At 61.8% G+C, this 23,353-nt stretch carries 19 protein-coding genes; 9 read left to right on the forward strand and 10 right to left on the reverse strand.

The features are described 5' to 3' along the window. Window positions 1–44 precede the first annotated feature (44 nt). The 8 genes from ACODSN_RS11620 to ACODSN_RS11655 all read left to right on the forward strand — a co-directional run bounded on the left by ACODSN_RS11620 (window position 45) and on the right by ACODSN_RS11655 (window position 8,226). Entirely contained in the window at window positions 45–998 is a 954-nt protein-coding gene (locus ACODSN_RS11620; protein WP_489055553.1) for a FecR family protein, read from the forward strand. Further along, window positions 955–3,294 (forward strand): TonB-dependent receptor, encoded by a 2,340-nt coding sequence (locus ACODSN_RS11625; protein WP_489055555.1) that lies wholly within the window; start codon window positions 955–957, stop codon window positions 3,292–3,294. The genes ACODSN_RS11620 and ACODSN_RS11625 overlap by 44 nt, the downstream gene beginning before the upstream one ends. A gap of 176 nt (window positions 3,295–3,470) precedes the next feature. Continuing rightward, the gene (locus ACODSN_RS11630) at window positions 3,471–4,250 is read left to right on the forward strand and encodes a DUF2334 domain-containing protein (RefSeq protein WP_489055703.1); all 780 of its coding nucleotides are present in this window, start codon (window positions 3,471–3,473) and stop codon (window positions 4,248–4,250) included. Next, window positions 4,219–5,370, forward strand: a complete 1,152-nt coding sequence (locus ACODSN_RS11635) for a glycosyltransferase (protein ID WP_489055557.1) — start codon at window positions 4,219–4,221, stop codon at window positions 5,368–5,370. Before ACODSN_RS11630 ends, ACODSN_RS11635 begins: the two co-directional genes overlap by 32 nt. Before the next feature lie 47 nt (window positions 5,371–5,417). Beyond that, complete coding sequence (locus tag ACODSN_RS11640) at window positions 5,418–6,377, forward strand: hypothetical protein (RefSeq protein ID WP_489055559.1); 960 nt, start codon at window positions 5,418–5,420, stop codon at window positions 6,375–6,377. After that, the gene (locus tag ACODSN_RS11645) at window positions 6,374–6,877 is read left to right on the forward strand and encodes a DUF2141 domain-containing protein (protein ID WP_489055560.1); all 504 of its coding nucleotides are present in this window, start codon (window positions 6,374–6,376) and stop codon (window positions 6,875–6,877) included. The genes ACODSN_RS11640 and ACODSN_RS11645 overlap by 4 nt, the downstream gene beginning before the upstream one ends. Before the next feature lie 3 nt (window positions 6,878–6,880). Then, entirely contained in the window at window positions 6,881–8,050 is a 1,170-nt protein-coding gene (locus ACODSN_RS11650) for a glycosyltransferase (protein WP_489055562.1), read from the forward strand. Then, window positions 8,047–8,226: a hypothetical protein gene (locus ACODSN_RS11655; protein ID WP_489055564.1), complete on the forward strand. Its 180-nt coding sequence runs from the start codon at window positions 8,047–8,049 to the stop codon at window positions 8,224–8,226. The genes ACODSN_RS11650 and ACODSN_RS11655 overlap by 4 nt, the downstream gene beginning before the upstream one ends. 145 nt (window positions 8,227–8,371) lie before the next feature. Here the strand turns inward: ACODSN_RS11655 and ACODSN_RS11660 are convergent, their stop codons facing one another. Then, a complete protein-coding gene (locus ACODSN_RS11660; protein ID WP_489055566.1) occupies window positions 8,372–8,986 on the reverse strand; it encodes a nuclear transport factor 2 family protein in 615 nt (204 codons plus the stop codon). A gap of 187 nt (window positions 8,987–9,173) precedes the next feature. Between ACODSN_RS11660 and ACODSN_RS11665 the strand changes: the two genes are divergently transcribed. Further along, window positions 9,174–10,511 (forward strand): MFS transporter, encoded by a 1,338-nt coding sequence (locus ACODSN_RS11665; protein WP_489055568.1) that lies wholly within the window; start codon window positions 9,174–9,176, stop codon window positions 10,509–10,511. A gap of 269 nt (window positions 10,512–10,780) precedes the next feature. Here ACODSN_RS11665 and ACODSN_RS11670 read toward each other — a convergent pair whose 3' ends face one another. The 9 genes from ACODSN_RS11670 to ACODSN_RS11710 all read right to left on the reverse strand — a co-directional run bounded on the left by ACODSN_RS11670 (window position 10,781) and on the right by ACODSN_RS11710 (window position 23,304). Beyond that, on the reverse strand, window positions 10,781–13,195 hold the full coding sequence (locus ACODSN_RS11670; protein ID WP_489055570.1) for a TonB-dependent receptor: 2,415 nt from the start codon (window positions 13,193–13,195) through the stop codon (window positions 10,781–10,783). 202 nt (window positions 13,196–13,397) lie between these two features. After that, window positions 13,398–14,258, reverse strand: a complete 861-nt coding sequence (locus ACODSN_RS11675) for an alpha/beta hydrolase family protein (RefSeq protein WP_489055571.1) — start codon at window positions 14,256–14,258, stop codon at window positions 13,398–13,400. A gap of 7 nt (window positions 14,259–14,265) precedes the next feature. Beyond that, on the reverse strand, window positions 14,266–14,490 hold the full coding sequence (locus tag ACODSN_RS11680) for a hypothetical protein (RefSeq protein ID WP_489055573.1): 225 nt from the start codon (window positions 14,488–14,490) through the stop codon (window positions 14,266–14,268). 369 nt (window positions 14,491–14,859) lie between these two features. Continuing rightward, window positions 14,860–15,879, reverse strand: coding sequence for a DUF6473 family protein (locus ACODSN_RS11685; protein ID WP_489055575.1), 1,020 nt, complete (start codon window positions 15,877–15,879; stop codon window positions 14,860–14,862). Window positions 15,880–15,955: 76 nt separating this feature from the next. After that, window positions 15,956–17,227: an MFS transporter gene (locus ACODSN_RS11690; protein ID WP_489055577.1), complete on the reverse strand. Its 1,272-nt coding sequence runs from the start codon at window positions 17,225–17,227 to the stop codon at window positions 15,956–15,958. 102 nt (window positions 17,228–17,329) lie between these two features. Further along, window positions 17,330–19,519 carry a TonB-dependent receptor gene (locus ACODSN_RS11695; RefSeq protein ID WP_489055579.1) on the reverse strand — a complete coding sequence of 730 codons (2,190 nt, stop codon included), beginning with the start codon at window positions 19,517–19,519 and terminating at the stop codon, window positions 17,330–17,332. 182 nt (window positions 19,520–19,701) lie between these two features. Next, a complete protein-coding gene (locus ACODSN_RS11700; protein WP_489055581.1) occupies window positions 19,702–20,586 on the reverse strand; it encodes an SDR family oxidoreductase in 885 nt (294 codons plus the stop codon). Beyond that, window positions 20,583–22,049, reverse strand: a complete 1,467-nt coding sequence (locus ACODSN_RS11705) for an acyl-CoA reductase (RefSeq protein WP_489055583.1) — start codon at window positions 22,047–22,049, stop codon at window positions 20,583–20,585. Before ACODSN_RS11705 ends, ACODSN_RS11700 begins: the two co-directional genes overlap by 4 nt. Window position 22,050: 1 nt before the next feature. After that, a complete protein-coding gene (locus tag ACODSN_RS11710) occupies window positions 22,051–23,304 on the reverse strand; it encodes a hypothetical protein (protein WP_489055584.1) in 1,254 nt (417 codons plus the stop codon). Window positions 23,305–23,353: the final 49 nt, after the last annotated feature.

Raw genomic sequence — 23,353 nt, forward strand, 5'->3', positions numbered from 1 at the left:
ATGACGTCTATCCATCGGCACAGGGACCACAGAAAGGACTCGCCATGACGGCGCGGTCGGACATGGACGAAGCGATGCTCGACCAGGCCGTGGCCTGGCAGGCGGCGCTGCAACAGGATGATGCGGACTGGGACAGCTATATGGCATGGCTGGAGGCGGACCCGCGTCATCGCATCGCCTTCGATTCCGTCGCACTGGTTGCGGCAGCCGTGGATGAGCACAGGACCGCCATCGCGCCACTATTGAGCGACCACGGGGAACAACATATGCCGCGACCGCGCGTGCGGCGTATCCTTGGCTATGGCGCCGGGGGCCTTGCCGCCGCCATCGCACTGATGGTGGCGATCCCGATGTTCAGCCCGCAGCAGATGGACCAAAGCTACAGCGCCGGTGCCAGCGCCAGCCGGACGGTCGCCCTGGCGAACGGCGTGAACGTCACCCTGTCGCCGGCGAGCGGGATCGTCGTTCATGGCAAGGATGCGCAGCATATCGAGCTGACGCGCGGCGAAGCGTTTTTCGACGTCCGTCATGATCCGGCCCGATCGCTTACGGTGTCGGCCAATGGCTACAGCATTTCCGACATAGGCACCCATTTTGCGGTGACCGTCGGCGGCAGCGCCTTTCGCGTCGGCGTTTCGAGCGGACATATTGCGGTTTCGTCGCCCGCCGTTCAGCAGGCGATCCAGGTTTCGGCCGGGCACCAGCTGATCGCTAATGGTGACGCTGTGACGCTCTCGCCCGTGGCGAAGGGTGACGTGGGAAGCTGGCGTTCAGGGCGTCTTTCCTACAGCGATGCTCCGCTTTCGCTCGTCGCGGCGGATATTTCCCGCTATGCGCGCAAATCCATCAGGATCGACCCATCGTTGGAGGCATCGCATTTTTCGGGGACGCTGGTCATCGGCGACGGGTCCAGGCTGCTGGCGGACCTGGCTGCGGTCATGGGGGTTCGGGTCATTGCCGAACCAGGTGGCGCTCGCATCGCTGCTGTTCCTCGCTGAGCTTGGCGGTCCGACGCCCGTCGCGGCGCGCGAGGCAAGTTACCCGATCGACATACCTGCAGGCCCGCTTGGCGAGAGCCTGACGCGCTTTTCGCAGATCACGGGCATTTCCGTCGGCCTGCCCGGCGACATGCCTCGCATTCGCACGCGCGCCGCGACAGGGCGCATGTCCGCCGACGCCGCGTTGCGCCGGATGCTCGACGGCAGCGGGCTGCGCGCCCGGCGTTTAGGCAGCATCTACCGCATCGAAACCGCCCCCAGGCCCGCCCCTCCGCTTCGGGTAGTCACGCCCCCTACCCCGCTAACGGCCGATGCGCCGTTCACCACTCTGATCGTCACCGCACAGAAACGTCGCCAGACCTTGTCCTCGCTCCCCCTGTCGGTGGCGGTCGCGACGCTTGGCGATATGGGGCGCGGTTCGACATCCGCTTCCAGCAACGATATCCTGTTCAGTACCGAAGGCCTGGCGATGACCAATCTCGGGCCGGGCCGGAACCGGCAGTTCATCCGCGGCGTCGCCGACAGCCCGTTCAACGGCCAGAGTCAGTCGACCGTGGCCGTTCAGCTCGATGATGCGCGCGTGACCTTCGACGCGCCCGATCCCGATTTGCGCCTGATCGACATCGATCGCGTCGAAATATTGAAAGGTCCCCAGGGACCGCTTTACGGATCGGGCGCGCTGGGCGGCATCTACCATATCGTCACCCGCCAGCCCGAACTCGATATGTTTACAGGCGCGGTCCGGCTTAACGCCGAACATGTCCAGCATGGCGGGTTCGGGTCTGGCGTCGAAGGCCTCGTCAACATTCCGATCGTCACGGACAGGCTGGCCCTGCGCGCGGTCGGCTACCGGATCGTCAACGCCGGCTGGATCGACAATGCGGATGGTCGCAACAACAGCAATTCCGCGCAGACGGTGGGCGGACGCCTCAGCCTGCGCTGGCGACCCGCGCAGGACTGGACGGTCGACATCGGCGTCCTGCAACAGGATCTCAATGTTCGCGACAGCCAATATGTCGTCGATGGCATGCACAGCCTGAAACGTGCCAACATGCTGCCCGAACCGACCGACAATGATTTCAAGATGGCGCATGCCACAATTGAAGGCGCTATCGGCGGCCTTCGGCTGGTGTCGGCCACCAGCTATGTCGATCATGGCCTGACCTATGCGCTCGACGCCAGCGACGCCGCGTCCAGCTTCGGCCTCACAGGTCCCGTCCGCTTTTCCGACAGTCGCGCCTACACGCTGTTCAATCAGGAGTTGCGCCTGTCGTCCGAAGGGATCGATCACTGGCTGATGGGACTGTCCTTGCTGCGTACCACAACCGACGGCACATCCGGCGTCACCGGCAGCGGTGAGGCGATGCAGATCGTCGAGCAGCTCGACCGCAGAACGAGCGAATATGCGCTGTTCGGGGAAGCCAGCTGGCGGTTGTTCGGCGCGATCGACGCGACGCTGGGCGCGCGCCTTTCCCATTTCACGTCAGTCGATGAACTGGCCGAGCGATCCGGGTCGCGCGCGCTCAGGGACAACAAGACCATCCTGTCACCCAGCGCTTCGCTGTCCCGGTCGCTGGGCGATCGCGGCATCCTCTATCTGCGCTATACACGATCGATGCGGCCGGGCGGTCTTGCTCCTGCCGGGGCAACCATATCGGGCCATTTTGACTCGGACGAACTCGACATGCTCGATCTCGGCATGCGCCGCGCGTCCGCCGATGGGCGGCTATCGCTATCGGCCAGCGCCTATGCGGTGCGATGGGACGATATCCAGTCGGACTATCTGCTGGACAATGGGCTGATATCGACCCGCAATGCCGGGCGCGGCCGGATATTCGGCGCTGAGGCATCGGCGAATTGGCATATCGACGCCCGCACCAGCCTCACCATCGGCGGCGCGGCGCAGGACGCGCGGCTGACCCACGCGCAGGATGGCCTGGAACTCACTGACACACGCTTGCCGGTCACGCCGGGCCTCAGCGGTCGCCTGTCCCTATCCCGCACGCTGACCATTGGGGTCTGGGACGGTCAGGCGACCGCGCAGATCAATTATATCGGAAGCGCGCGGCTGAGTTTCGACAGCGATCTGGATCGCGAGATGGGCGAATATTCCGTGGTTTCCGTCCATGGAGAATTATCGCGAGGCCCCTGGACGATCGCAGTGAGGCTCGACAATGCGCTGGATGTGACGGGCGACAGCTTTGCCTTCGGCAATCCCTTTTCGATCCGTGACGACCAGCAATTCACCCCGATCAGGCCACGAACAATGACGCTGTCCATCGCCCGAAGCTGGTGACGGCGGACCAGGCTTAAGTTCCTTCAGCGTGCAACTGCGGTTGTGCTGCGGCACAGCGTCTTGGCTTCGGGCATGGAGCAATCATTGTCACGGCCCGGACATGAATAGGGCGCAGATGAGGGCTTGTTGCATATCGATGAGCGGGCGATGGCCGGCTTCCAAACGAAATTGACATGATGCGTCGGCTGCTTGTTTCCATTCACGACGTTGGTCCGCGCTTTGAGGCGGAGGTCGACCTTCTGCTGGAACGGGTCACGCGCCATGTCGCGCCGGATCGTCTGGCGATGCTGGTCGTGCCCGATCATTGGGGCGAAAATCCGCTGACGCCGGGCACCCCGTTCGCCACCCGGCTGCGGACATGGTCGGACATGGGCATCAGCATGTTCGCCCATGGCTGGTTTCACAAGGACATGGCGAACCATGAGGGCGCGCTGGCGCGGTTCAAGGCTACGCACCTGACGGCGGGCGAAGGCGAATTTCTGGGGCTGGACGAGCGAACGGCGCTGGCGCGCATGCAGGCCGCGCGCGATCTGATCCAGGGGATTACCGGCCGCCCCGTCTCCGGCTTTATCGCCCCGGCCTGGCTTTATGGACCGGGGGCGATGGCCGCGCTCGCGCAATCCGGTTTCGCGCTGGCCGAAGATCATATGAAGGTGTGGCATCCGGCATCCGGCCGCATCCGGGCGCGTGGCCCCGCCATCACCTGGGCCAGCCGAAGCCGTGGGCGGATTGCCTCCTCGCTCCTCGTCGCGCGAATATTGCCCCCGCTCCTGCGGTTCGCGCCGGTCGTGCGCGTGGCGGTACATCCGGGCGACGTCACCCAATCGTCGCTACTGGCGAGCATCGACGATGCGCTCCGGCGGCTCTGCCGGACGCATGTTCCCGCGCGCTACGACCATCTGAACCCCGCGATCGAGACCAGCGTTGCGCATCCTCACCTTCCTGCACAGCTTTGAACCCGGCGGGGTCGAGCGCATCGCCCTTCGACTGGTACGCCACTGGCGCGGTCTGGGCGTCGATGCGCCGCTTTTCATGGGCCGCAGTGCGGGCGCGATGCGCGAGGAACTGGCCGCCGACCTGCGTTATGATACGCCATGGACACCGCCGATCGCCATAGGCTGGTGCGAGACGCTGTGGATGATCGTCACGCTGCCCGGCTTTATCCAGCGCACTAAGCCCGACATCCTGTTCTGCGCGGGCAACAGCTACGCGGTCGTCGCGGTGGCCATGAAGCTGATGCTGGGGAAATCCTGCCCTCCGATCCTGGCGAAGATCAGCAATGACCTCGATCGGATGGACATGATCCCGCCCATCCGCATGACCTACCGGCTGTGGCTGCGGATTCAGGGCCGCATGATCGACCATTTCGTCGGCATGGAACAGCCGATGGAGGCGGAGATCGCCGCTGCCATTCGGCCGGGGCGCGGGCGCATCACCATCATCCCCGATCCCGCGCTCTCGCGGGGTCAGATCGACAGATTGCGCGCTGCCCGGCGCCCGGTCGCGGATCGGGCGGGATATCGCTTTGCAGCCATCGGCCGACTGGCGCCGCAAAAGAATTTCGCGCTGATGATCCGGGCCTTTGCAGTGGGCGCCGGGGCGCAGGACAGGCTGGTCATCTTTGGCGAGGGACCGGAACACGCCGCCTTGCAATCGCTCATCGACACGCTCGGCCAGCACGACCGGGTCCTCCTGGCGGGTCATGTTCCCGATCCAGCGAGCCGCTTGCCCGATTTGGACATGTTCCTGCTGTCATCCGATTATGAAGGCGTGCCGGCGGTCCTGCTGGAAGCGCTGGCGGCGGGCCTGCCGATTATCACGACACGATGCAGCCGCAGTATCGAGGCGATGATGGACGGGGGCGCGCTCGCCCATATCGTCCCGCCACGCGATGAAGCTGCGCTCGCCACCGCGATCCGACACGCGGGCGCATTGCGGCAGGACGCGGCGGCGAGCCGACGTCAGGCCCACCGCTTCACCATCGAGGACGCTGCGGAAATCTATCTTTCCGCATTCGCTGTCACAGGCACGACCCACGGGCATGGCAAAAAATGCGCGACGCCGACTGAGGCGTGATCGGCATGGCGTCGTCTGAGCGCCGAGTTCCTAGCGAAGAGCAGTCTATGACCGGCATGTCCGTTTCCGATGCCCTTGTTCCCGCCCATTCCAGCCTCGTCGACAATGCGCCGTTCGGCCAGATTATCGACCCCGCGCCGTTGATCCGTTCGGGCCGCAACTGGACGCGCTGGGCCGGGCCGATCGTTTCCTTGCTCATCCTGCTGGTGGCGCTCGATCAGTTCCGGGGGCTGGACTTCCGCCATCTCTGGAGTTTGATGCCATCCTCACTCGCCTTCTGGGCGGCATTCCTGCTCTATTATACCGCCGCGCCGATTTCCGAATGGGTGATCTTCCGTCGGCTCTGGTCCATTCCGGTGGAGGGGTTCGGCGCGCTGCTGCGCAAGCTGGTCAGCAATGAAATATTGCTCGGCTATATGGGCGAAATCTATTTTTACGCCTGGGCGCGCCGGAACGCGCAGATCACCACCGCCCCGTTCGGAGCGCTCAAGGATGTAACGATCCTTTCGGCGCTCGCGGGCAATGTCGTGACCTTGCTGATGGTGGCGTTCGCGCTGCCGATCTTCAACGCGCTCGACATCGGGACCGGCCGTTGGGACATATTGGGTTCGGTGGCGTTTGTCCTCGTCACGTCGCTGGTGGCGATGCTGCTGGGCAAGAGGTTGTTCACCCTGCCCCGCGCGGAATTGTGGCGCGTGACCGCAATCCATCTTTTGCGAATCGTGGCCACCACCGTCCTGGCGGCGGCGATGTGGCACATGCTGCTGCCCTCTGTAGACCTAAGCTGGTGGCTGTTGCTCGGCACGCTGCGCCAGCTCGTGTCCCGCCTGCCCTTCCTACCCAATAAAGACGTGGTGTTCGCCGGCATGACCGCCTTCCTGATCGGTCCGGGCAACACCATTGCTTCGGCCATGGCGCTGATGGCCTCGCTCATCCTGGCGGCGCATCTGCTGGTCGGGATCATGCTGGGCGCGACGGAACTGGCGCGCGAAGGCCGCGCCCGATGACCCCGCTCCTGCTGATCGCTGCCAGCATGATCGCGTCCTCGCCAGAGCTTGGCAAAGCGGAAGGGCAATGCCGCCCGGACGAACATGGGCCGGCCTTTCTGGTGGAGGCGAAGGGGCTGAAGGATCGCAAGGGCCGGCTCAAGCTGGAACTCTATCCGGCGACGGACGATGATTTTCTCGCGGACGACAATGTCCTGCTGTCCGCCGGCAAAATATTCCGCCGGGTCGAAATCGGTGTCCCGTCATCCGGTCCGGTCATCCTCTGCATCCGCGCGCCTGCGCCCGGCACCTATGCCATCAGCCTGCTGCACGATCGCGACGGAGACCGGAAATTCGCCGTGTCGACAGACGGCATCGGCTTCGCGGGCAATCCGAAACTTGGCTTTTCCAAGCCCAAAGCCGCTGCGGCGAGCGCCTCGGTCGGCACCGGCCCGGCGCGGATATCCATCGTCATGAACTACCGCAAGGGGCTGCTCTCCTTCGGCCCGCTGGAGAAATAGGCCATGCGCATCGTCGATGTCTGCGCTTTCTACGCGCCGCAGGGCGGGGGCGTAAAAACCTATGTGGAGCGCAAGTTGCGCGCCGGGGCGGAGGCGGGGCATGAGGTCATCATCCTGGCTCCGGGTAGCAATGCCGATATCGTCGAGCGCGACGGCGGGCGGATCGTCAACCTGCCCGCGCGGCGCTTTCCGCTCGACCGGCGCTATCATTATTTCGATGACGAAGCTTCGCTCCACGCCATGCTCGACCGGCTGAAGCCGGATCTCGTGGAGGCATCCTCCCCCTGGTCGAGCGCCGCGATGGTGGCGCGCTGGCCGGGGGATGCGCCGCGCGCGCTCATCATGCATGCCGATCCTCTGTCCGCCTACGCCTATCGCTGGTTCCGATCGCTCGCGCCGCGCGACCTTATCGATCGCGGTTTCGGCTGGTACTGGCGCCATCTGCGCCGGATGGATCAGGCATTCGACCTGATCGTCAGCGCCAGCGACAGCCTGTCGAAACGTCTGACGGCCGGGGGATTGTCACGGGTGGAAACCCTGCCGATGGGGGTGGAACCGGGCATCTTCTCTCCCCAACGGCGCGACGAGGCGTTGCGCGCCCGCTTGCTCGAACGCTGCGGCCTGTCACCAGACGCGGCGTTGCTGATCGGCGTCGGCCGCCATGCGCCCGAAAAGCGCTGGCCGCAGGTGATCGAGGCGGCGACTTCGGCAGGCTATCATCATCCTGTTGGCCTGGTGCTGGTGGGTGACGGGCGGGACAGCGCTCGCGTGCGCCGCGCCGCCACGCATAATCCGCATGTCCAGTTGCTGGCGCCGACACAGGACCGCGCGGTGCTCGCCGATCTGCTCGCCAGCGCCGATGCGCTGGTCCATGGTTGCGAGGCGGAGACATTCTGCATGGTCGCCGCAGAGGCCCGGGCGAGCGGCCTGCCGGTCATCGTACCGGACGAAGGCGGCGCGTCCGATCAGGCGCAGGGTGATGCCGGACTCCATTATCGGGCCGGTCAGGCGGACAGTCTTGCACAGGCGATCACGCGCTTTGCGTCCGGCCGAACCTGTTATCGGGCACGCGCGACACTATTCGCGTCATCGGTCATAACAATGGACCAACATTTTCACCGCCTGTTCGATGCCTATGCCGGCTTCGGACGACCCGATCGGCGCGCGGCATGACCACGCTGCTCAAGATCAAGGCGCCGGAGGTGCAGCCGCAGAGCCGCAAAACAGCGGTTCCCCGTCCAGAGCGACTGATGGCGCGGGATCGGCCGGGGTTCCAGCGCCGCTTTTCCTGCGGCTGCTGGCCGATGATGGTCCGCATCATCTGGTGGGCCTTGCGAACCCGCGACTGAAGGTCGATCCAGGTGGGGGGTAGCCTTAGCGAGCGACGATCAAATCGACGCCAAGAGTTTTCGCCAGCATCGCCCGGTGGCAGCCGCCCGGAACGTCTGGCTCGGATTGAACCAGACACCCCTACCCTCCTAGCAGAGCCAAACTCTACCAGACATTATACGAGGGGTCGGCCTTGCCAAAAGCATGGCGAATGCGCGGCAAGGGGTCGTTGGTCACGAACGCCTGATTGGACAGGACGTTATTGGCTTCGGTGCCGGCGCCATAGCTGGAGATCGCCTCCTTCAGCGGCCCTTGCTCGAGGAATAAGCCCCATTCGGGTATGAACCAGCGCTCGGCGATCCGCCATTCGCCATTCCGCCGTTCGAACCGATCCAGGTTGCGGAAACCCGACAATCGAACGATCTGATCGCCATTTTCGGTGCGCTGATGAAAAATCTTGTTGGAATCGACATAGGTTTCGACATGCGCGACATCGCCGTCAAGGTCGATCAGCACCTGAAGCGCAATATACTGGATCATCTCCCCGATTTCTTCCATGACGGTCGATGTCCTGTTGGCCACCTCGGCGAAGGGTAGATCGAAGAAAGGCGCGTGATGGTCTAGCGCATCGTCAAAAAAGCAAGTGCGCATCAAATCCCCGTCGCCGCGGGACTTGGCGCGACAGTCGCGATATATGACGTTGCGGATTTCGCGTTCATCGAAAAGAATTTGTATCTTTTGTTCCATTGTCAGCGCGCTGGAGTCTTTTGGCTCGAACATTCACGCTCTCCTTTAATGAATAGGGGGCATATGGATGCGATGTCCCACCGGATTCAATCGAATAATGCTAACACGGCCGATGAGGGATGCTCATTTCTGACTGCGTTTTTCTCACGCTATAGCGGCTGATGTTGTGAATGAGCAGCCGGCAAATATGTGTAAAAAGCCGGGTCGAGGGAGGATAAAAATGTTCCGTGGTCGCTGGTATGTCGTTTCGTTGCTCGGCACGCTTTATATCATGTCCTATCTGGATCGGCTTATCCTCACGCTGATGGTGGAGCCGATCAAGTCCGGCTTTCACCTGACCGACACGCAAATCGGGCTGCTCATGGGACCGGCCTTCGCCTTTTTCTTTTCGGCCTTCGCCTTGCCGCTCGCGTGGCTGGTGGACCGGGGCCATCGCAAGACATATCTGGTCGTGGGCGTGACGATCTGGAGCATCTGCACGATCCTGTCCGGTTTCGCGACGTCGTTCGGAATGCTGTTTGCCCTGCGCATGGGGCTGGCGCTCGGTGAAGCCGTGCTGTCCCCGGTTGCGATTTCCATGATCGGCGATCTCTTCGCGAAGGAGGAACGGTCGACGCCGACCGCGCTATATGTCTCGTCAGCCACCGTAGGCATCCTGCTGAGCTATCTCGCCGGCGGCGCCATCCTCGGCTGGGCCAGTGACGGTAGCCTGGCCAGAACATTGGGCTTGGCAGCACTCGCACCCTGGCGCCTTTCGCTTGTCGTGGTGGGACTTCCCAGCCTGCTGCTGGCCATATTGGTGCTGTTCACCATTCGGGAACCGCGACGCAGCCATGTGGCCGCAGTGTCCCAGGCGGTGGCGGAGTCCGACCCGGAAAGATTCGGCATTTTCGCCGCCCGACGCGAGGCGATGCAGTTCTTCATTCCCATCCTGATCGGCAACGCTCTCGCCAGCCTCATATTATATGCCGCCCTGTCCTGGTATCCCACCCATCTCATCCGCACCTTCGGCGTGAGCGCGACGCATGCGGGCTATATTTTTTCCACGGCGATCCTGCTCGGCGTGCCGCCACTCCTTGCAACGTCCGTCTTTGCCCAGCGTATCGCGCGTAACGGACGAAGGGACCTGCTGCTTTTCATTCCGCTTCTGCAAATCCCGCTGGGGCTGCTGTTCTTCATTCTGGCGCTTTCTCAATCCTCCCTGCTTACCGCATCGATCTTCATCGCGCTGGGCTACAGCCTGCTTGCGTGTGTGAGCGGACTGGTCATCGTTTCCCTGCCCATGACTGCGCCCCCCGCGTTTCGCGGGAGGCTGACGGCGGTATTCAACCTCGCAAATAATCTTGTCGGGGCAGGCTTTGGCGTCTTTCTCATCGGCTTCCTGTCCGACACTTTCTTCAAAGGCCCGGACTCGATCCGCATCTCCCTCCTCGTCACGACCTGCGTGACGGGGCCGATCATGTGGCTGTTCTATTTCCTTGCCTGGAAACCGTATCGCGCCGCTTGCTATCGCAAGGACAATGCGTCCGCTTCGGAGGGTGCTGTCGGCGGCGCGTGAGCGCAAGGCGGCTCGAGCGGCGGCAGGAATCCCCCCCCAAGCGTGGGATGATCCGCCGCTCGCGATTTATAGAATGTACCGCTGGCGCAGGGCGCGCGCCGGAAGCGCAGCGCCTTGGTCATCGCCATCATATCGTTATTTAAGGCCGGGCACATCGAGGGAAGTTCTCGGGAGGGCGTAGCGGGCCTGCTGCACAAACGCCAAATCCAGCCACCCCGGCCGGGGGTAGCTGGATCCTGACGCATATTGTCGTGCGGTGGTGGGGGGGGTTATTGTCCGAAAGCGACCGTCACACGGAGCATGATTTCCCGTCCCCGGTTGATGACAGCGTAGGTGTCAGCCGGCGTCCCGCCTGCCACGGTGCCGGAGGCGCCTCCCGTAAAGGCCAGTTGCTGCCCGCCCGCCCAGTAGAATTTATTGTTCAGATTGCGACCGATGAGCGCGACCTCCCAGGCATCCTTGGACTCGGCAATGCGCGCTGTGGCGTCCAGCAGGGCGCGTTTGGGCGAGATCAGCCCAGGGGTCAGGGCGGCGTCAGTGGGAGCGCGGCCGGCAAAGGTGACATCGGCGGAAAGGCCAAGCTTGAGCGCCGCGCCAAGCGGGGTCTCGTAGCTTGCGCCTGCATTCCCCGACCATTCGGGCGCGTTGATGAGTTGCCGCCCGGCCAGATTCTGATTGTTACCCGTCTCGCCCGGCAGGATCGGGCGGGAATTGCCGCCGCCGATCGCCCGGAAGTCGCAGCCCTGCGCCTGCGACTGCCCCCGCCAGCACGGCCCGAAATAGCTGAGATAATTGGCCTTATTATAGCTCAGAGCGCCCCTGAGAGTCAGTCCTTCGACCGGGGTGCGATAGTTCATGTCGAACTCGATGCCCTTGGTCCGCACACCGCCTGCGTTGCGGATCGTGCCGATTGCATTCTCGAACGCGGTAATTTGCAGGCCGGTCACCTTATAGTTGAAGACCGACAGATTGGTGCGCAGCGCACCGTCGAGCAATGATGCTTTCACGCCGCCTTCGAAACCCTTGATCTTCTGCGGGGCATAATCAAGCGCGACGCCGGGCGTTGACGTGCTGCCATTGAAGCCGCCCGACAAAAAGCCCTTCTTGAAGGAGCCAAAGAGGGTCAGCCTCTCCGTGGGCCGGTAAGTCGCGGTAATTTCCGGCGAGAAATCGTTAAACGAAACCTTGTCCACCGGCGTTACATAGGGCGTCATCGGGTTGACCCGCGAAGACGTCAGATCCGCAAGGGTGATGGGGAGCGTCTTCTTTTCATGCGAATAGCGTCCGCCCGCCGACAGCTCCAATTGCGACGTCACGTCGAAGCGGGCCTGGCCGAACATCGAATAGGCGGTGCCGTCCTGCGTCGTGCGGGACTGGACCAGTTCGAACGGATTGTCCCGATTGATAAAGGCATGGGTGCCGGTGGTTGACCGCGTGTCGGAATAGATCCCGCCGACGGTGAAATTCAGCGGACCGTCAAAGTCGCTGCTCAGACGAAGCTCTTCCGAAACCTCTCTGTTTTTGTAAAAATAGTTGGCCGGAAACTGCGGCAGACCGAAGCTGAAGCCATACATCAGGATCGGCACGACAGGGTAGGTCCCGAAATGATCGACGGCGCTGAAATCAACTTTGTAAAAGCCTGTCACGGACGTCAAATTGATCGAGTCACTAAGCTTATAGTTCAGTTCAAGCCCGGCAAGGATCTGATTTTGCTTCGACCAGGTATGACCGTCGCCGAAGTTCGCCTCATAGGGCGTAAAGGCCGTGCTGACATTGTCGGTGCGATTGACCTTGTTGTCGGCTTTACAGTCGCTGACCACTCCGGCGAGCTGCACCGTTCCAGTGGGGCAGTTGACGATCTGCGCATTGGCGGTGGGACCGGCGCCCTTGAGCTTGCCATAGGCAATCTTGAGACGAGCGCTGAACGCATCGGTCGGATCGAACTTCAACGTGCCGCGCACGGCCCATTCACTGTTGCGCGGACCATAGCGGTGGAACGGCGGGTCGATGCTGTCCGCCGGGACGACGCTTTTCACCCAGCCGCGCATGTCCGAACCATAAATGGCGAGGCGCGCGCCAAGCGTGTCCGTCAGCGGGCCGGACACAAAGCCTTCGCCGCGCCACTCATGGGCGTTGAACTCATAGCCGACGGACGCCTTGGCCTGGAAATTCGGCGTCGGATCAGCGCTGCGGATCGAAATGATGCCGCCCGGACTGTTCTTGCCGAAGAACAGCGACTGAGGCCCCTTGAGCACCTCGATCTGCTGGAGATCCATGAATGCCAGACGGCGAACGCTCGACTTCGCCACCTGAACGCCATCGATGTTGAACGATATCGCCTGGTCGCCGAGCGGATTGGTGTCGGGGCCGGACACGCCGCGCAGCGCGATCGTACCGCCCTGGGTGGAGCCGCCGGCGCCCAGGATCGTCAGGCCGGGAACCAGCTGCGCAATCGCGTCGGCACTGGCGATCCCGCGCCGCGTCAGTTCCGCCCCGGTGACCGCGGTCAGCACGACCGGAACCGCTATCGACGTCTCGTCGCGCTTGCGTGCGGTAACGATGATGTCGTCGGCAGACACGACATTGCGCACATTGGCGCGATCCTGCGCCCCGGCAACGCACGGCGCCAAGGTAGCGAGCGCGGACGTGACGAGCAGAGCCGATCTTATGGCTGAATTAATCATAGCGTTCCCCTCCTGTTATATATTTATATATGCGCGACCCGAATTATTCGTCTAATGAATAATTTTCATTCCATGATGCAACAATATCATCACCCTAATAATTTTGTTGAATGACAAAAAAATAAACTCTTACTAATAATGAATATCAGCCCAAACAAGGCGAATAACCTACATAATTAATATTCTAATCTATTTCTAATTCCTAGAATCCAGATCTTTTCCTTAACCATTCGATCATTAGGCAAGCGAGAGCGATCCGCTTCGTAAGAAAACTGTGATCGCCGTCTAAAATCACCTCGTCGAACCCGCGCACGCCGGCATCGCGCATCGCCCGCGCGATCGGCCTGTGGGCTTCGTCCAGCGGCGACACGACGTCACGCGCTCCGCCGACGAGCAGCATGTTTTTATCGACCATGCGCGGCGCTTGAAAAATGGGACTCATGCGGTCGTTCTCAGCCGGCGTCATGGCGTTCATCGTCGCGACGACGTCGACCCTGCCGGCGGTCCGGGCTTTCACCGGCTCCATGCTGGCTATGATTTCAGGCAGCAGCGGGGCGGATCGGTTCGCGGGCGCCACCGCAATCGCCGACTGGATCAGCGGATCCTCGGCGCAGGCGGCGATACTGACATTGCCGCCGCCGCCGCTCAGCCCCATAACCGCAATGCGGGTCGCGTCAGTGCGCCAGGGCTTGCCTTGCGGGGTCGTGATATCGCCATCGACGGTCGAGCGGACATAGGCCGCGGCGGCCAGCAGATCGTCGATCGACCCTGTCAGCGTATAAATATGCTGATTGTCCCACATGCCGCGCGGATGAAAGGTCATCACATTGATCCCGGCCGTCATCAGCGGAATGATGACGCTTTCAAGCCGGTCGCCGCCGAACATCTGCGGACTAAGGATGGCAGTGCCTTTTGGCTCGCGCCCCTCCGCGATCCATACCGTCGCGTGGACGACGGAACCTTGGCTGATGAAATGGGTGACGAACTGTTCAGGCGGGAAATCAGGATCGAACGTGCAGGGATCGCATACAGCGGAATCCAGGATAGACCGGAGGTCAAACATCCCCCTCTCATTCATCATTTGATCCTAGCTCGATATCGAAAACGGTTTTGCGCCGATATGCACGCCGGTGCAGACCCAAAAAAGGCATATGGTGATGCTGCACAGACACCACGGCGACGCTCTCAACATTGGGCATCGTCATGGCTGGCGGGCAGCTTCTGCTGCGGACAATATCATCCTGCATGCGCAGATGCTGCAGCGGATGCGCGCTCCGCGTATTTTTTGAGCCCATTGCCACCCCTCTCAGCCAAACTTCTCAGGCTTTTATATCTGTCAGGATATGAGCTGGACGATCGAACTCAATCGACTAATCATAATGATGGTTATGAGTGCTGCTCATTTAGGCAATTTCACAACCGCTCGATCGAAATTGAGCAAAAAACTGCCGCCGGAGGATCCATCTGCTCGCGCCAAGGTTTGCAGCAGTGGTCCGTGAGGTTTGTCGTGGGAAATGAATACGCGTTTGCGGAGCTACTGCGGCTTCCTCGGCCACCCGTCCGTAGCCGCAGCGCAATTGCGGCAATATTATGTACGGCGCCATTGCAGGCCGTCGAGACCAGATTATTTCGCCCCCCCCCAAATCATCGGTACGGAGCGATCATCAGCGCAATGGCGGCAATTTCATATCCCGCAGGACCGCCTCGAGCGCTACGGCGGCGTCCTCGTGCATTTCGGGCGAGGGATAGTAGCTGTTGGTATCTTCGACCTGATGGACGGTCGGGTATGTGACAGTGGCGCGCTTGCCGGTAAAGCGGCTTACAAGGGGATAACCGCTGCCGCGTGAGGTGACACACACGATCAGCGCGTCGGCGCGATCACGGATCTTCTGCACATCGCTTCTGTCGATATATTGCGGGAAAGCGGTCGCCGCCGTGGACCCGACCTGCCTGATCGATCTGCCCCCCGCCTCGATCGGGCGGGCCGCGAACCATAGGAGAAGGGTCGGCACGGTCAAAGCGCGCAGCAGCTCTTCATAATCGCGTGCCCATGAGGCACGACTTTGGGCGATATAGATGTCCAGCTTTTCCGGCTCTTCCTTCTCGATCCGCGCCCAGGCCAATTCCGGCTCGACCATATCGCCGTGCCGGCTATCGAACACTGTCTGCGCCGCAGGCGTGGTCTGGATGCGGTCATTGCTCGCCAGCCGCGCCGACATCACCTGAACGATCGCGAATTTCCCGCGATTGGCATAGTCGATGATCGCCGGATGGGCGTTATAGAAGGCCGCCGATATCCCGCCCACGCCCGTATTCCAGCCAGGCATGCCGAGCTTGCCGGCAAGGATCTGCGTATAGGTAACAGGCGAAAGCACCCCGAGGGTATGGGCCGAGCCGAAGCTCGTGAAAAAGCTGCCCGTGGCCGCCGCGCGCGGATCGAAACGCGGCCCCCGGAAGTGCAGCCGGGGCATGTTCTCCAGGCTGTAGAAATCATAATCTACAATCTCGTGGTGCAGCGGAGCGTAATCCACCGTGAGGCCGTGCGGGAGGCGAGGGTCATCGACCCCGATCGGACGCCGGCCATCTGCGCTCGCCTGCGCGGGCAGGCACTGGGCCGCGATCCCGGCGGATGCCGCCGCCATGCCGGTTATCAGGAATTTTCGGCGATCGGGCGCATATTTCATATCCGAGGTCTCCTGAAGATTGTGGATCGAATGGGGGTTGCTGCGCGTGAGCAGCTCAAGCCAGTTTCACGGAGTTTCATCGCGCTCGATGCGGTTGCGCCGCCAGATACCGTCCCATCGTCAACAGCAGGCCACCACCCACCAGAAACAGGATGGCCGTTACGTAAAAGCTGACGCTGTAACTGCCGGTCCGTTCCTGCATCCATGAAAACAGCATGGGGCTGATCGCGCCCGCGCAGGCCGCCGCCGCATAGATCCAGGAATATATGCGGGAAAACACACTCTGTTCGAAATAACGGGAGGTGAGGAGCGCCAGAAGATCCAGTTCAGCGCCCGTGGCGAGGCCAATCAGCGTCGCCGCCATGATGGCCGACATAAGGGAGGGGTCCGATGTCAGCAACAGACAGCCCAGCGCGGGCGGCGCCAGGAACATCGCGCCGACACCCGGCGCCCAGAATCTGTCCACCAGCAGCCCCACGGCAAGGCGGCCAACGATCAGGGACGCGCCGAATGCCCCCTGGGCCATCGCCGCGCGTTCAAGCGTGAAGCCCTGATCCGTCAGCGCCGGAATGAAATTCGGCATGACGCCGGAAATGGCGAAATAAATGCAGAAAATCGAGGTCAGCAATACCCAGAAGCGGTATTGCCCGAATATGCCGATCGTCGTGGCGCGAACGGATGACACCGGGCCGGACGATGGTAGCGGCGTCGGCCCGTGCCTGCTCTCATCCGGCGTGAACATGAAATACACCGCTGGCACCGCCACGAGAGCAGGCAGGCAGGCCAGCGCGAGATAACCTGCGCGCCAGCCATAGCCACCGATCACCCAAGCGAGGAAGGAGGGCAGGAACACGCCCGCAAGCCCCGCCCCGGACAGCACGATCGCCAGCGCGATACCCCGGCTGCGATCGAAGGAGCGCGTGACCGCTCGCGACCATGTGATGGCGCCCGCCCCTGCGCCGATCAATGCGGTCAACGCCATGACCGCGTAAAATTGGCCGATCGACTGGACGAACGAGGTCAGCGCCAATCCCAGCGCGGTCGCGAGCAGACCGACAAGGGCCACCCGTCTGGCCCCGAACTTTTCGAGCAGAAAGCCGGTGACTATGACACCCAGGCTGCTGAAGCCCTGGCCGAAGAGGAGCGAGGTTTGAACCTGTGTCCTGCTCCAGCCCATATCGTGGCCGAGCGAGGTCACGAACGGCCCGATGCTTATGGTCGCGAGCGTTCCCATGCAAAAGGCGCAGCCGATGATCGACGGAACCAGTATGCGCCATCCGCGACGGAACTCATCCCCGGCGGGGGACGCTGCGGCAAAAGGGATAGCGTCGCTTGCGGCATTGTTCATGACTGCACCTCTCCTGCCCGGACCGCCTCCTCGCGGCGCTCAACGTTATCATCGCACCTTAAGGGCGGCCGGTCGAACACGCGACCGCCCGCCCCCGGTCGATCAGAAGTTGAAGCCGATCGTCGCGCCATAAGTCACCGGCTTGGCGAACACCTCGGAAAATCCAAAGCCGTTGCCAAATGTGTACATCGGGCGTTTTTCATTCGTGAGATTGTCGCCCCAGACGCGAACGAAATATTTTTCGTTCGCCGCCCGCCATGTCAGCGATGCGGTGACATTCGACCAGGACGGGATCGACAGCGGGCCTTTAAGTGGCTGGGTGTCGAAGCCCGCATTATAATAATAGGACGAACTGAACAGGATCGACGAGCCTCCCGACAAGAATGTCTTATAGTCGAAACCGAGACTGACGGTCCATTTCGGCGCAAAGGTGAGGTCGGCGCCCGACGCATCCCGACTGATCGCGACCGCGCCGCCGGACGGCCCCGGTACAAAGACCGCGGCGTTTTCGAACTTCTTATATTCCGCGTGGAGATAAGTGGCCGACGCCCGCAGGTTGATCTGGTCGTTGACGGCAACGGTCAGGTCGCTGTCGACGCCGTAGATTTCGGATTTGGCCGCGTTGCGCAACTGGCTCTGCACGGTGACGGGATCGACGAACTGGACGGTGATATCATTATATTTGTAGAAGAAGCCCGCGATATTAAGGCGCGCCCTTCGATCGAACAACTCGCTTTTCAGGCCGATTTCATAGGCGTCGAGCACTTCGGGATTGAGGGCAGCCGGTTGCCCCGCCGCCGTCGCAAACGCGGTCGGCACATAACCGCCGCTTTTGAAGCCCCGGTTGTAGCTCAGATAACCCAGTATATCGTCGTTGAACTTGTGATCGTAGGCGAGACGCCAGGTCAGCTTCCTGAAATTTTGGTGCGTGTCCGCGCTCCTGCCCGCGATCGGGATTTCGGTGCCGGTCGTATCGACATAATAATTCTGGTTGCGCAGCCCTTTGCGGTCAGCGCTGTAGCGAAGGCCAACCGTGATCCGGTCGCTGTCGGTCAAACTATAGGTCGCCTGTGCATAAGCGGCCTTCGCTTCGGTCGGCATCCGGGCGCGCGTCGGCGAGAAATAGGGCGCGACGAACGGCTTTCCCGACAGCGATGCCGGGTCGAAACCAGCGGACACGCCGACGCTGAAGGCCGACGGCTCAATCCTTGCGACATTCTTGTAATAAAACAGGCCCAGTATCCATGTGAGCTTACCGCCACCATTTGATGACAGTTGCAGTTCTTCCGAAAATGTCCGGCTTCGTTCGGCCTGAAACGCGAACTGGCTGGGGGCAGATGTGCGATCCGCATCGACCGTGATCGTGGCTCTGGCATCCTGATAGGCACTCGTGGATATCAGGTCGATCCCGTCGGACACCCCGAAGCGAACCTTGCCGATGGCAATCTGGGCCTTGGACGATATGTCGGGCACGAAATCGAAGGATGACTGATAGTCTCCTGTCGCATTGATGGTCCCGGCGGGGAAAGCGACATGCATCCCCTTTATATTATGCGTCAGAACGCCAGCATTATTGTCGGTCCTGTAGCGAAGATAGGTCGCCTCCATATCGAAACGATCGGACGGCGCCCATGACAGCTTGGCCATGGCGGCATAGTTGTTGACGTCGCCGACCGTACCTCCGCCGACGATATCCTTGATATAGCCGTCGTCATTCCGGTACGAGCCGGACACCGCCAATCGGAGCGTGTCGGTGATGGGCACCGAGACATGGCCCTTCGCGGCTACTTCGTGATAGCGACCATAGCCAAGTTCAGCCCCATATTCGAGATGATCGCCGGGCTGGCGCGTGACGACATTGACCGCGCCGCCGGTGGCGTTGCGGCCGAACAAGGTGCCCTGCGGCCCCTTGATGACCTCGATCCGGTCGATCGTGCCCAGATCGAACAGCGCCGATGATTTGGAGGAGAGATAGACGCCATCCAGATAGACGGCGACCGGGCTTTCATAGGCGACGCTCGATATGTTGCTGCCGACGCCGCGGATGAAGGGCTGGAAGGACGTCACGGTCTGATAGGCGACGAGGCCCGGCACGGCGACCTGAAGGCCCACGGTGCTGCGGATATTCGCGTTGGTCAAACCTTGCTCGGTCACGGCGGAGACCGCGATCGGAACATCCTGAAGGTTTTCGCTGCGCTTTTGGGCGGTAACGACGATATCTTCGAGGGTTGCTCCGGTGGAGGCCGGTTGCGTCGCGGAAGCGGGCTGCTGGGCCAGTGCCGACGTCGACATCAATGCAGCCATGGCATAGCCGCACCGGCTGCTTTTAGACAAGTAACTCCTGATCATGAAACCTCTCCCCATGTTTTTCACATTATTATTTTGAGCAAGACTGGTCGTTGGCGGCCGACGCTATTCCGACCGTATTGGATGTTGCCCATGCGATCTCTTTTTGAGAGCGTGCATGCTCAGGATCAGCGTTGCATGCGCGCCAGCCCTTCAAAACCAACGGTCCGCAGATAGTCCCGCTGAACCTCTTCGGTGAACGCGTTCATCCTCGAAGCACCCGCATCCATGCCCACTGTCGTCCGGATCGGCCGATGGCCCGGTTCCATCCGGATCAAATCCAGCACGAGATCGGCGACATCGCGGGGATCGAGCGAAATTTTGGACGCTTCGAGCAGCGGCCAGAGCCGTTCGCCCAGAATAGTATCCAACCGGCCATTGTCGCCATATTCACTGACGACCGTCTGGTCAGCGGGTCCGATCTGGTTGGTCGCCAAATTGGTGGCGAACGGCCCCGGCTGGACGATGACCGTGTCTATGCCGAGGCCGGAAACCTCATAGCCCAGCGATTCCGCCAGTCCTTCCAGGGCGAATTTACTTGCGGTGTAAATTCCCAACCCCGGCGCAATCACCCGCCCGCTCACCGAGCCGATCGTGATGATGAGGCCGGACTTCCTCGCGCGCATATTGGGCAGCACGGCCTTATACAGCCGAAACGGACCGAGGAGATTGGTTTCAAGGATCAGTCTGAACTGGTCGGCGGAAAATGCCTCGACCGGACCGGCGGACATCAGCCCGGCGCAGTTAATCAATATGTCGATATCGGATATCTGATCCAGCACCTCATGGACGCCCCTGATGACGGAATAGTCATCCGTGACGTCGATTTCGAACGGGACGATCGGATGCGGGGCGCTGATCGCATGCAGGTGCGCCGCATTCCCGGCATTGCGCCCATGCACATCGCGCATACCGGCGAACACCCGAAATCCTTGCAGCGCAAGCACCTCCGCGATGATTTTGCCCATGCCGCTGCTTGCGCCGGTGAGCAGGACTGACTGGGCGCCGCTCATGCCAGTTCCCCCTCGTCTTCCCTGACGAGAACCTGTTTGAGGTAACTTTCCGGGCGGCTCTCATCGATGATCCACTTGCACATCCGGCGCATCGGTTCGATCGCGTCCTGCGGCCCGGTGAATACCGGCGAGCCGGACCCGCCGAGGGATACGATCCGCTGGGCGCCGTGGATCGACAGGCGGTCGCGCAATTGCGCCTTCAACGCTTCAGGGTAGATGCCGATCGTCTGGGTATAGGCAGTCACCGCGCGGACGGGAATTTCCAGGTCGTCGACGGGCACTACGTTGGCGACGCGATTGGCGAGGAGCTTGGCGAAATCCACCGGCTCGTCCATCTGCGACACGACAACCGCGCCTTCGCGCCCGCCGCCGTAAATTTTATGCCAGGCGCTGCCAAGGCGGAGCGCGCTCATCTCCGCTTCCAATGCCGGCTCCATGCGCACCGCCGGGCCGCTGAAATGCGGGGGCAACGCCCGGATTTCCTCGTTCAGCATTTCGCCAAAGGCATTGGCCTTGTCGAGGCCCGCCTGATCGGTGCCGCTTTCGACATAGATGACCCGCGCGTTCGAACAGGCTTCCTGATTATAGACGCCGACATCCAGCGCTGCCAGGGCGGCGGCGGCGCGCATCGTCGCTTCATCGACGAACGTCTCCCGACCGAGGATCGTCGAGGACAGCTTGGGATCAAGCGTGATGAGGTCGATGCCGGGTTGCAGATATTTCGAGATATGCGTAATCGACGCGAAGCCGCCCCAGGCGATGATCTTTTCAATGTTGGCGGGACGATACAACCGCTCTTCGACGGCTTCCGTGCCGCCCTTCCAGTAGGCGACGCTCAGGTGCCGGGTCAGGGGGTGATCGGGCGCCATGTCGATCATCGTTCTGGCGATGGCCGATGCAGTCAGCGGATCGTTGGACGGCGTCTTGATGATGGCGTCGCCGCGCGTCACTGCATTGCGGGCGATCGTGATGGCCGCGACCTGTGGCACATTGCCCGCGATGACATGCACGCTGCGCGCGCCAAAGGCCCGGATCGCGGCGCGCCCGCCATTGCCGATGGCATGTTCGACCCATCCCTCGACATGATCGATGCCGATGGTCCTGTCGACCGTCTGGCGCCACTGTTCCTTTGCGAACAGCTTGTGGAGATTGGCGTAGCAGTCCCGCAATATGCCTTCGGAAAGGCCCGAGGTGTGCAACGAGAGGTCGAGCGCGTCCTGCACATAGCTGTTGGCCCTCAGATGCAGTCGCGTCCCCAGTTCTTCGAGATAGTCGAGTATGTCCTCGAAACTGATGGCGTAGAGGTCGCTCATGGCCGATGGCCGGGTCAGCGCGAGTTCGGACATATATTTGCCCACCGATGGCGTCACGAGTTCGGTGGCGCCATCGCGCCCGCCGAAATGCGCGTCATAGTCTTCGATCACCCTGCCCCGGATGACGAGCGGCACTTTATATTGCGTCATGTCAGTCCTCCACCGAAGCCATCAGAAAGGCCAGGGCATTGTCATGCGCTTCGGGCGCGCCGGCACAGTTGATCTTGTCGTCGCCGCCTTCCGCTTCGCTGTACCGGCTGATGCTGTTCGCCATCACCATCGGCGTGGTGCGGCCGCACGCGCAGGGTTCGTACGAAACCGTCACCTTGTCCCCCGTCAGGAACCCGCCCCAATAGGTCGTGGCGCCAAGGTCGAACACGCCGAACCGGCCGGTCTGCTGGCCCTCTCGCGGATAAGGCTCGCCGGTCGCGGGATCGAGCACGAACGGGATCTGAAACGGGTAGATGTGATAGTGACCATGTTCGCACGACCGTGCCGAGGCGATACATTCGGTCATGCCATAACCGTCGCGGATTTTGTCGACGCCCAGAAATCCGGTGATGACCGCTTCCCAGTTTTCCGGCGGTGTGCGCCCTTTCCAACCGCCGCCGAACATGATGTTGCTGTTGCGGGCAAAGATGTTCGACAGGCCCCGGTCCAGTCCGGCCTGCGCAAGATCGTACAACTGGCCGACCCATGCCAGCATGGCCACGGGACGCCCGCCGAGCGATTTGGCGACGGCGTCGATGAAATCGCTCATGCGGGTGGGGGCTTCGGTCATGCTGCGGACATATTCGTCCCGCCGCGCGATTAGCGCGGGCGAAAGACGCACCTCGCCCAGTTCGCCCTTCTGCGCGGCGAGTTGCAGCCGCCCGCCAAGCGACAGCGCATCAGCGCTCATTCGCCCGTCGTTCAGAGCAACAAGCATGGACTGATCGCCGCCGAATACCGTTTCAACCATCCGGTTGAACATGCGCTGCTGCGCGAATGCCCCGGTCCGGTAGGCGGGGAAGATGACGGGCACTTCGTCCATCGGCGGCACATCGGGACCGGACCCCTCGTGCAGCAGGCGCCAGCCCTGGACCATCAGGTCGGTTTCAGCGGTGCCGCGCGGCAGGAACGACAATTTGCCCGATGTGCCCCCCGAATGGAGAACCCGCACCGTTGTCTGCGCATCCAGCATCATGATCCAGTCATCGATGGTTTCGACACCATCGAAGTTCAGGCCTGACAGATCCGCCGTCGTAAAACCGGACAGCCATTTGGTCAGACGATCGAACTGGGACTTTTCGACGAAACTGACCGGATAGGACTTATAAATCGAATGCTGAAACAGCAGCTTCGCGGCGTCGTTGATGTCAGATATTTGGTCGACGCCTTGCTCATCCGCCAGCTTTCCCAACATGGGAAGTTTCGACTTTAAATTCTCGAACCGCTCACGCAAACCGCTAAGA

The organism is Sphingobium sp. FG11 (genome assembly GCF_057809915.1).

Coding starts and splice junctions, on each gene's coding strand:
- ACODSN_RS11705 (WP_489055583.1), bottom strand. CDS start 22,049: ATGACGCAATATAAAGTGCCGCTCGTCATCCGGGGCAGGGTGATCGAA.
- ACODSN_RS11690 (WP_489055577.1), bottom strand. CDS start 17,227: ATGAACAATGCCGCAAGCGACGCTATCCCTTTTGCCGCAGCGTCCCCC.
- ACODSN_RS11620 (WP_489055553.1), top strand. CDS start 45: ATGACGGCGCGGTCGGACATGGACGAAGCGATGCTCGACCAGGCCGTG.
- ACODSN_RS11650 (WP_489055562.1), top strand. CDS start 6,881: ATGCGCATCGTCGATGTCTGCGCTTTCTACGCGCCGCAGGGCGGGGGC.
- ACODSN_RS11695 (WP_489055579.1), bottom strand. CDS start 19,519: ATGTCGACGTCGGCACTGGCCCAGCAGCCCGCTTCCGCGACGCAACCG.
- ACODSN_RS11710 (WP_489055584.1), bottom strand. CDS start 23,304: ATGTTGGGAAAGCTGGCGGATGAGCAAGGCGTCGACCAAATATCTGAC.
- ACODSN_RS11685 (WP_489055575.1), bottom strand. CDS start 15,879: ATGAAATATGCGCCCGATCGCCGAAAATTCCTGATAACCGGCATGGCG.
- ACODSN_RS11665 (WP_489055568.1), top strand. CDS start 9,174: ATGTTCCGTGGTCGCTGGTATGTCGTTTCGTTGCTCGGCACGCTTTAT.
- ACODSN_RS11680 (WP_489055573.1), bottom strand. CDS start 14,490: ATGGGCTCAAAAAATACGCGGAGCGCGCATCCGCTGCAGCATCTGCGC.
- ACODSN_RS11670 (WP_489055570.1), bottom strand. CDS start 13,195: ATGATTAATTCAGCCATAAGATCGGCTCTGCTCGTCACGTCCGCGCTC.
- ACODSN_RS11660 (WP_489055566.1), bottom strand. CDS start 8,986: ATGTTCGAGCCAAAAGACTCCAGCGCGCTGACAATGGAACAAAAGATA.
- ACODSN_RS11675 (WP_489055571.1), bottom strand. CDS start 14,258: ATGTTTGACCTCCGGTCTATCCTGGATTCCGCTGTATGCGATCCCTGC.
- ACODSN_RS11655 (WP_489055564.1), top strand. CDS start 8,047: ATGACCACGCTGCTCAAGATCAAGGCGCCGGAGGTGCAGCCGCAGAGC.
- ACODSN_RS11700 (WP_489055581.1), bottom strand. CDS start 20,586: ATGAGCGGCGCCCAGTCAGTCCTGCTCACCGGCGCAAGCAGCGGCATG.
- ACODSN_RS11630 (WP_489055703.1), top strand. CDS start 3,471: ATGCGTCGGCTGCTTGTTTCCATTCACGACGTTGGTCCGCGCTTTGAG.
- ACODSN_RS11645 (WP_489055560.1), top strand. CDS start 6,374: ATGACCCCGCTCCTGCTGATCGCTGCCAGCATGATCGCGTCCTCGCCA.
- ACODSN_RS11640 (WP_489055559.1), top strand. CDS start 5,418: ATGACCGGCATGTCCGTTTCCGATGCCCTTGTTCCCGCCCATTCCAGC.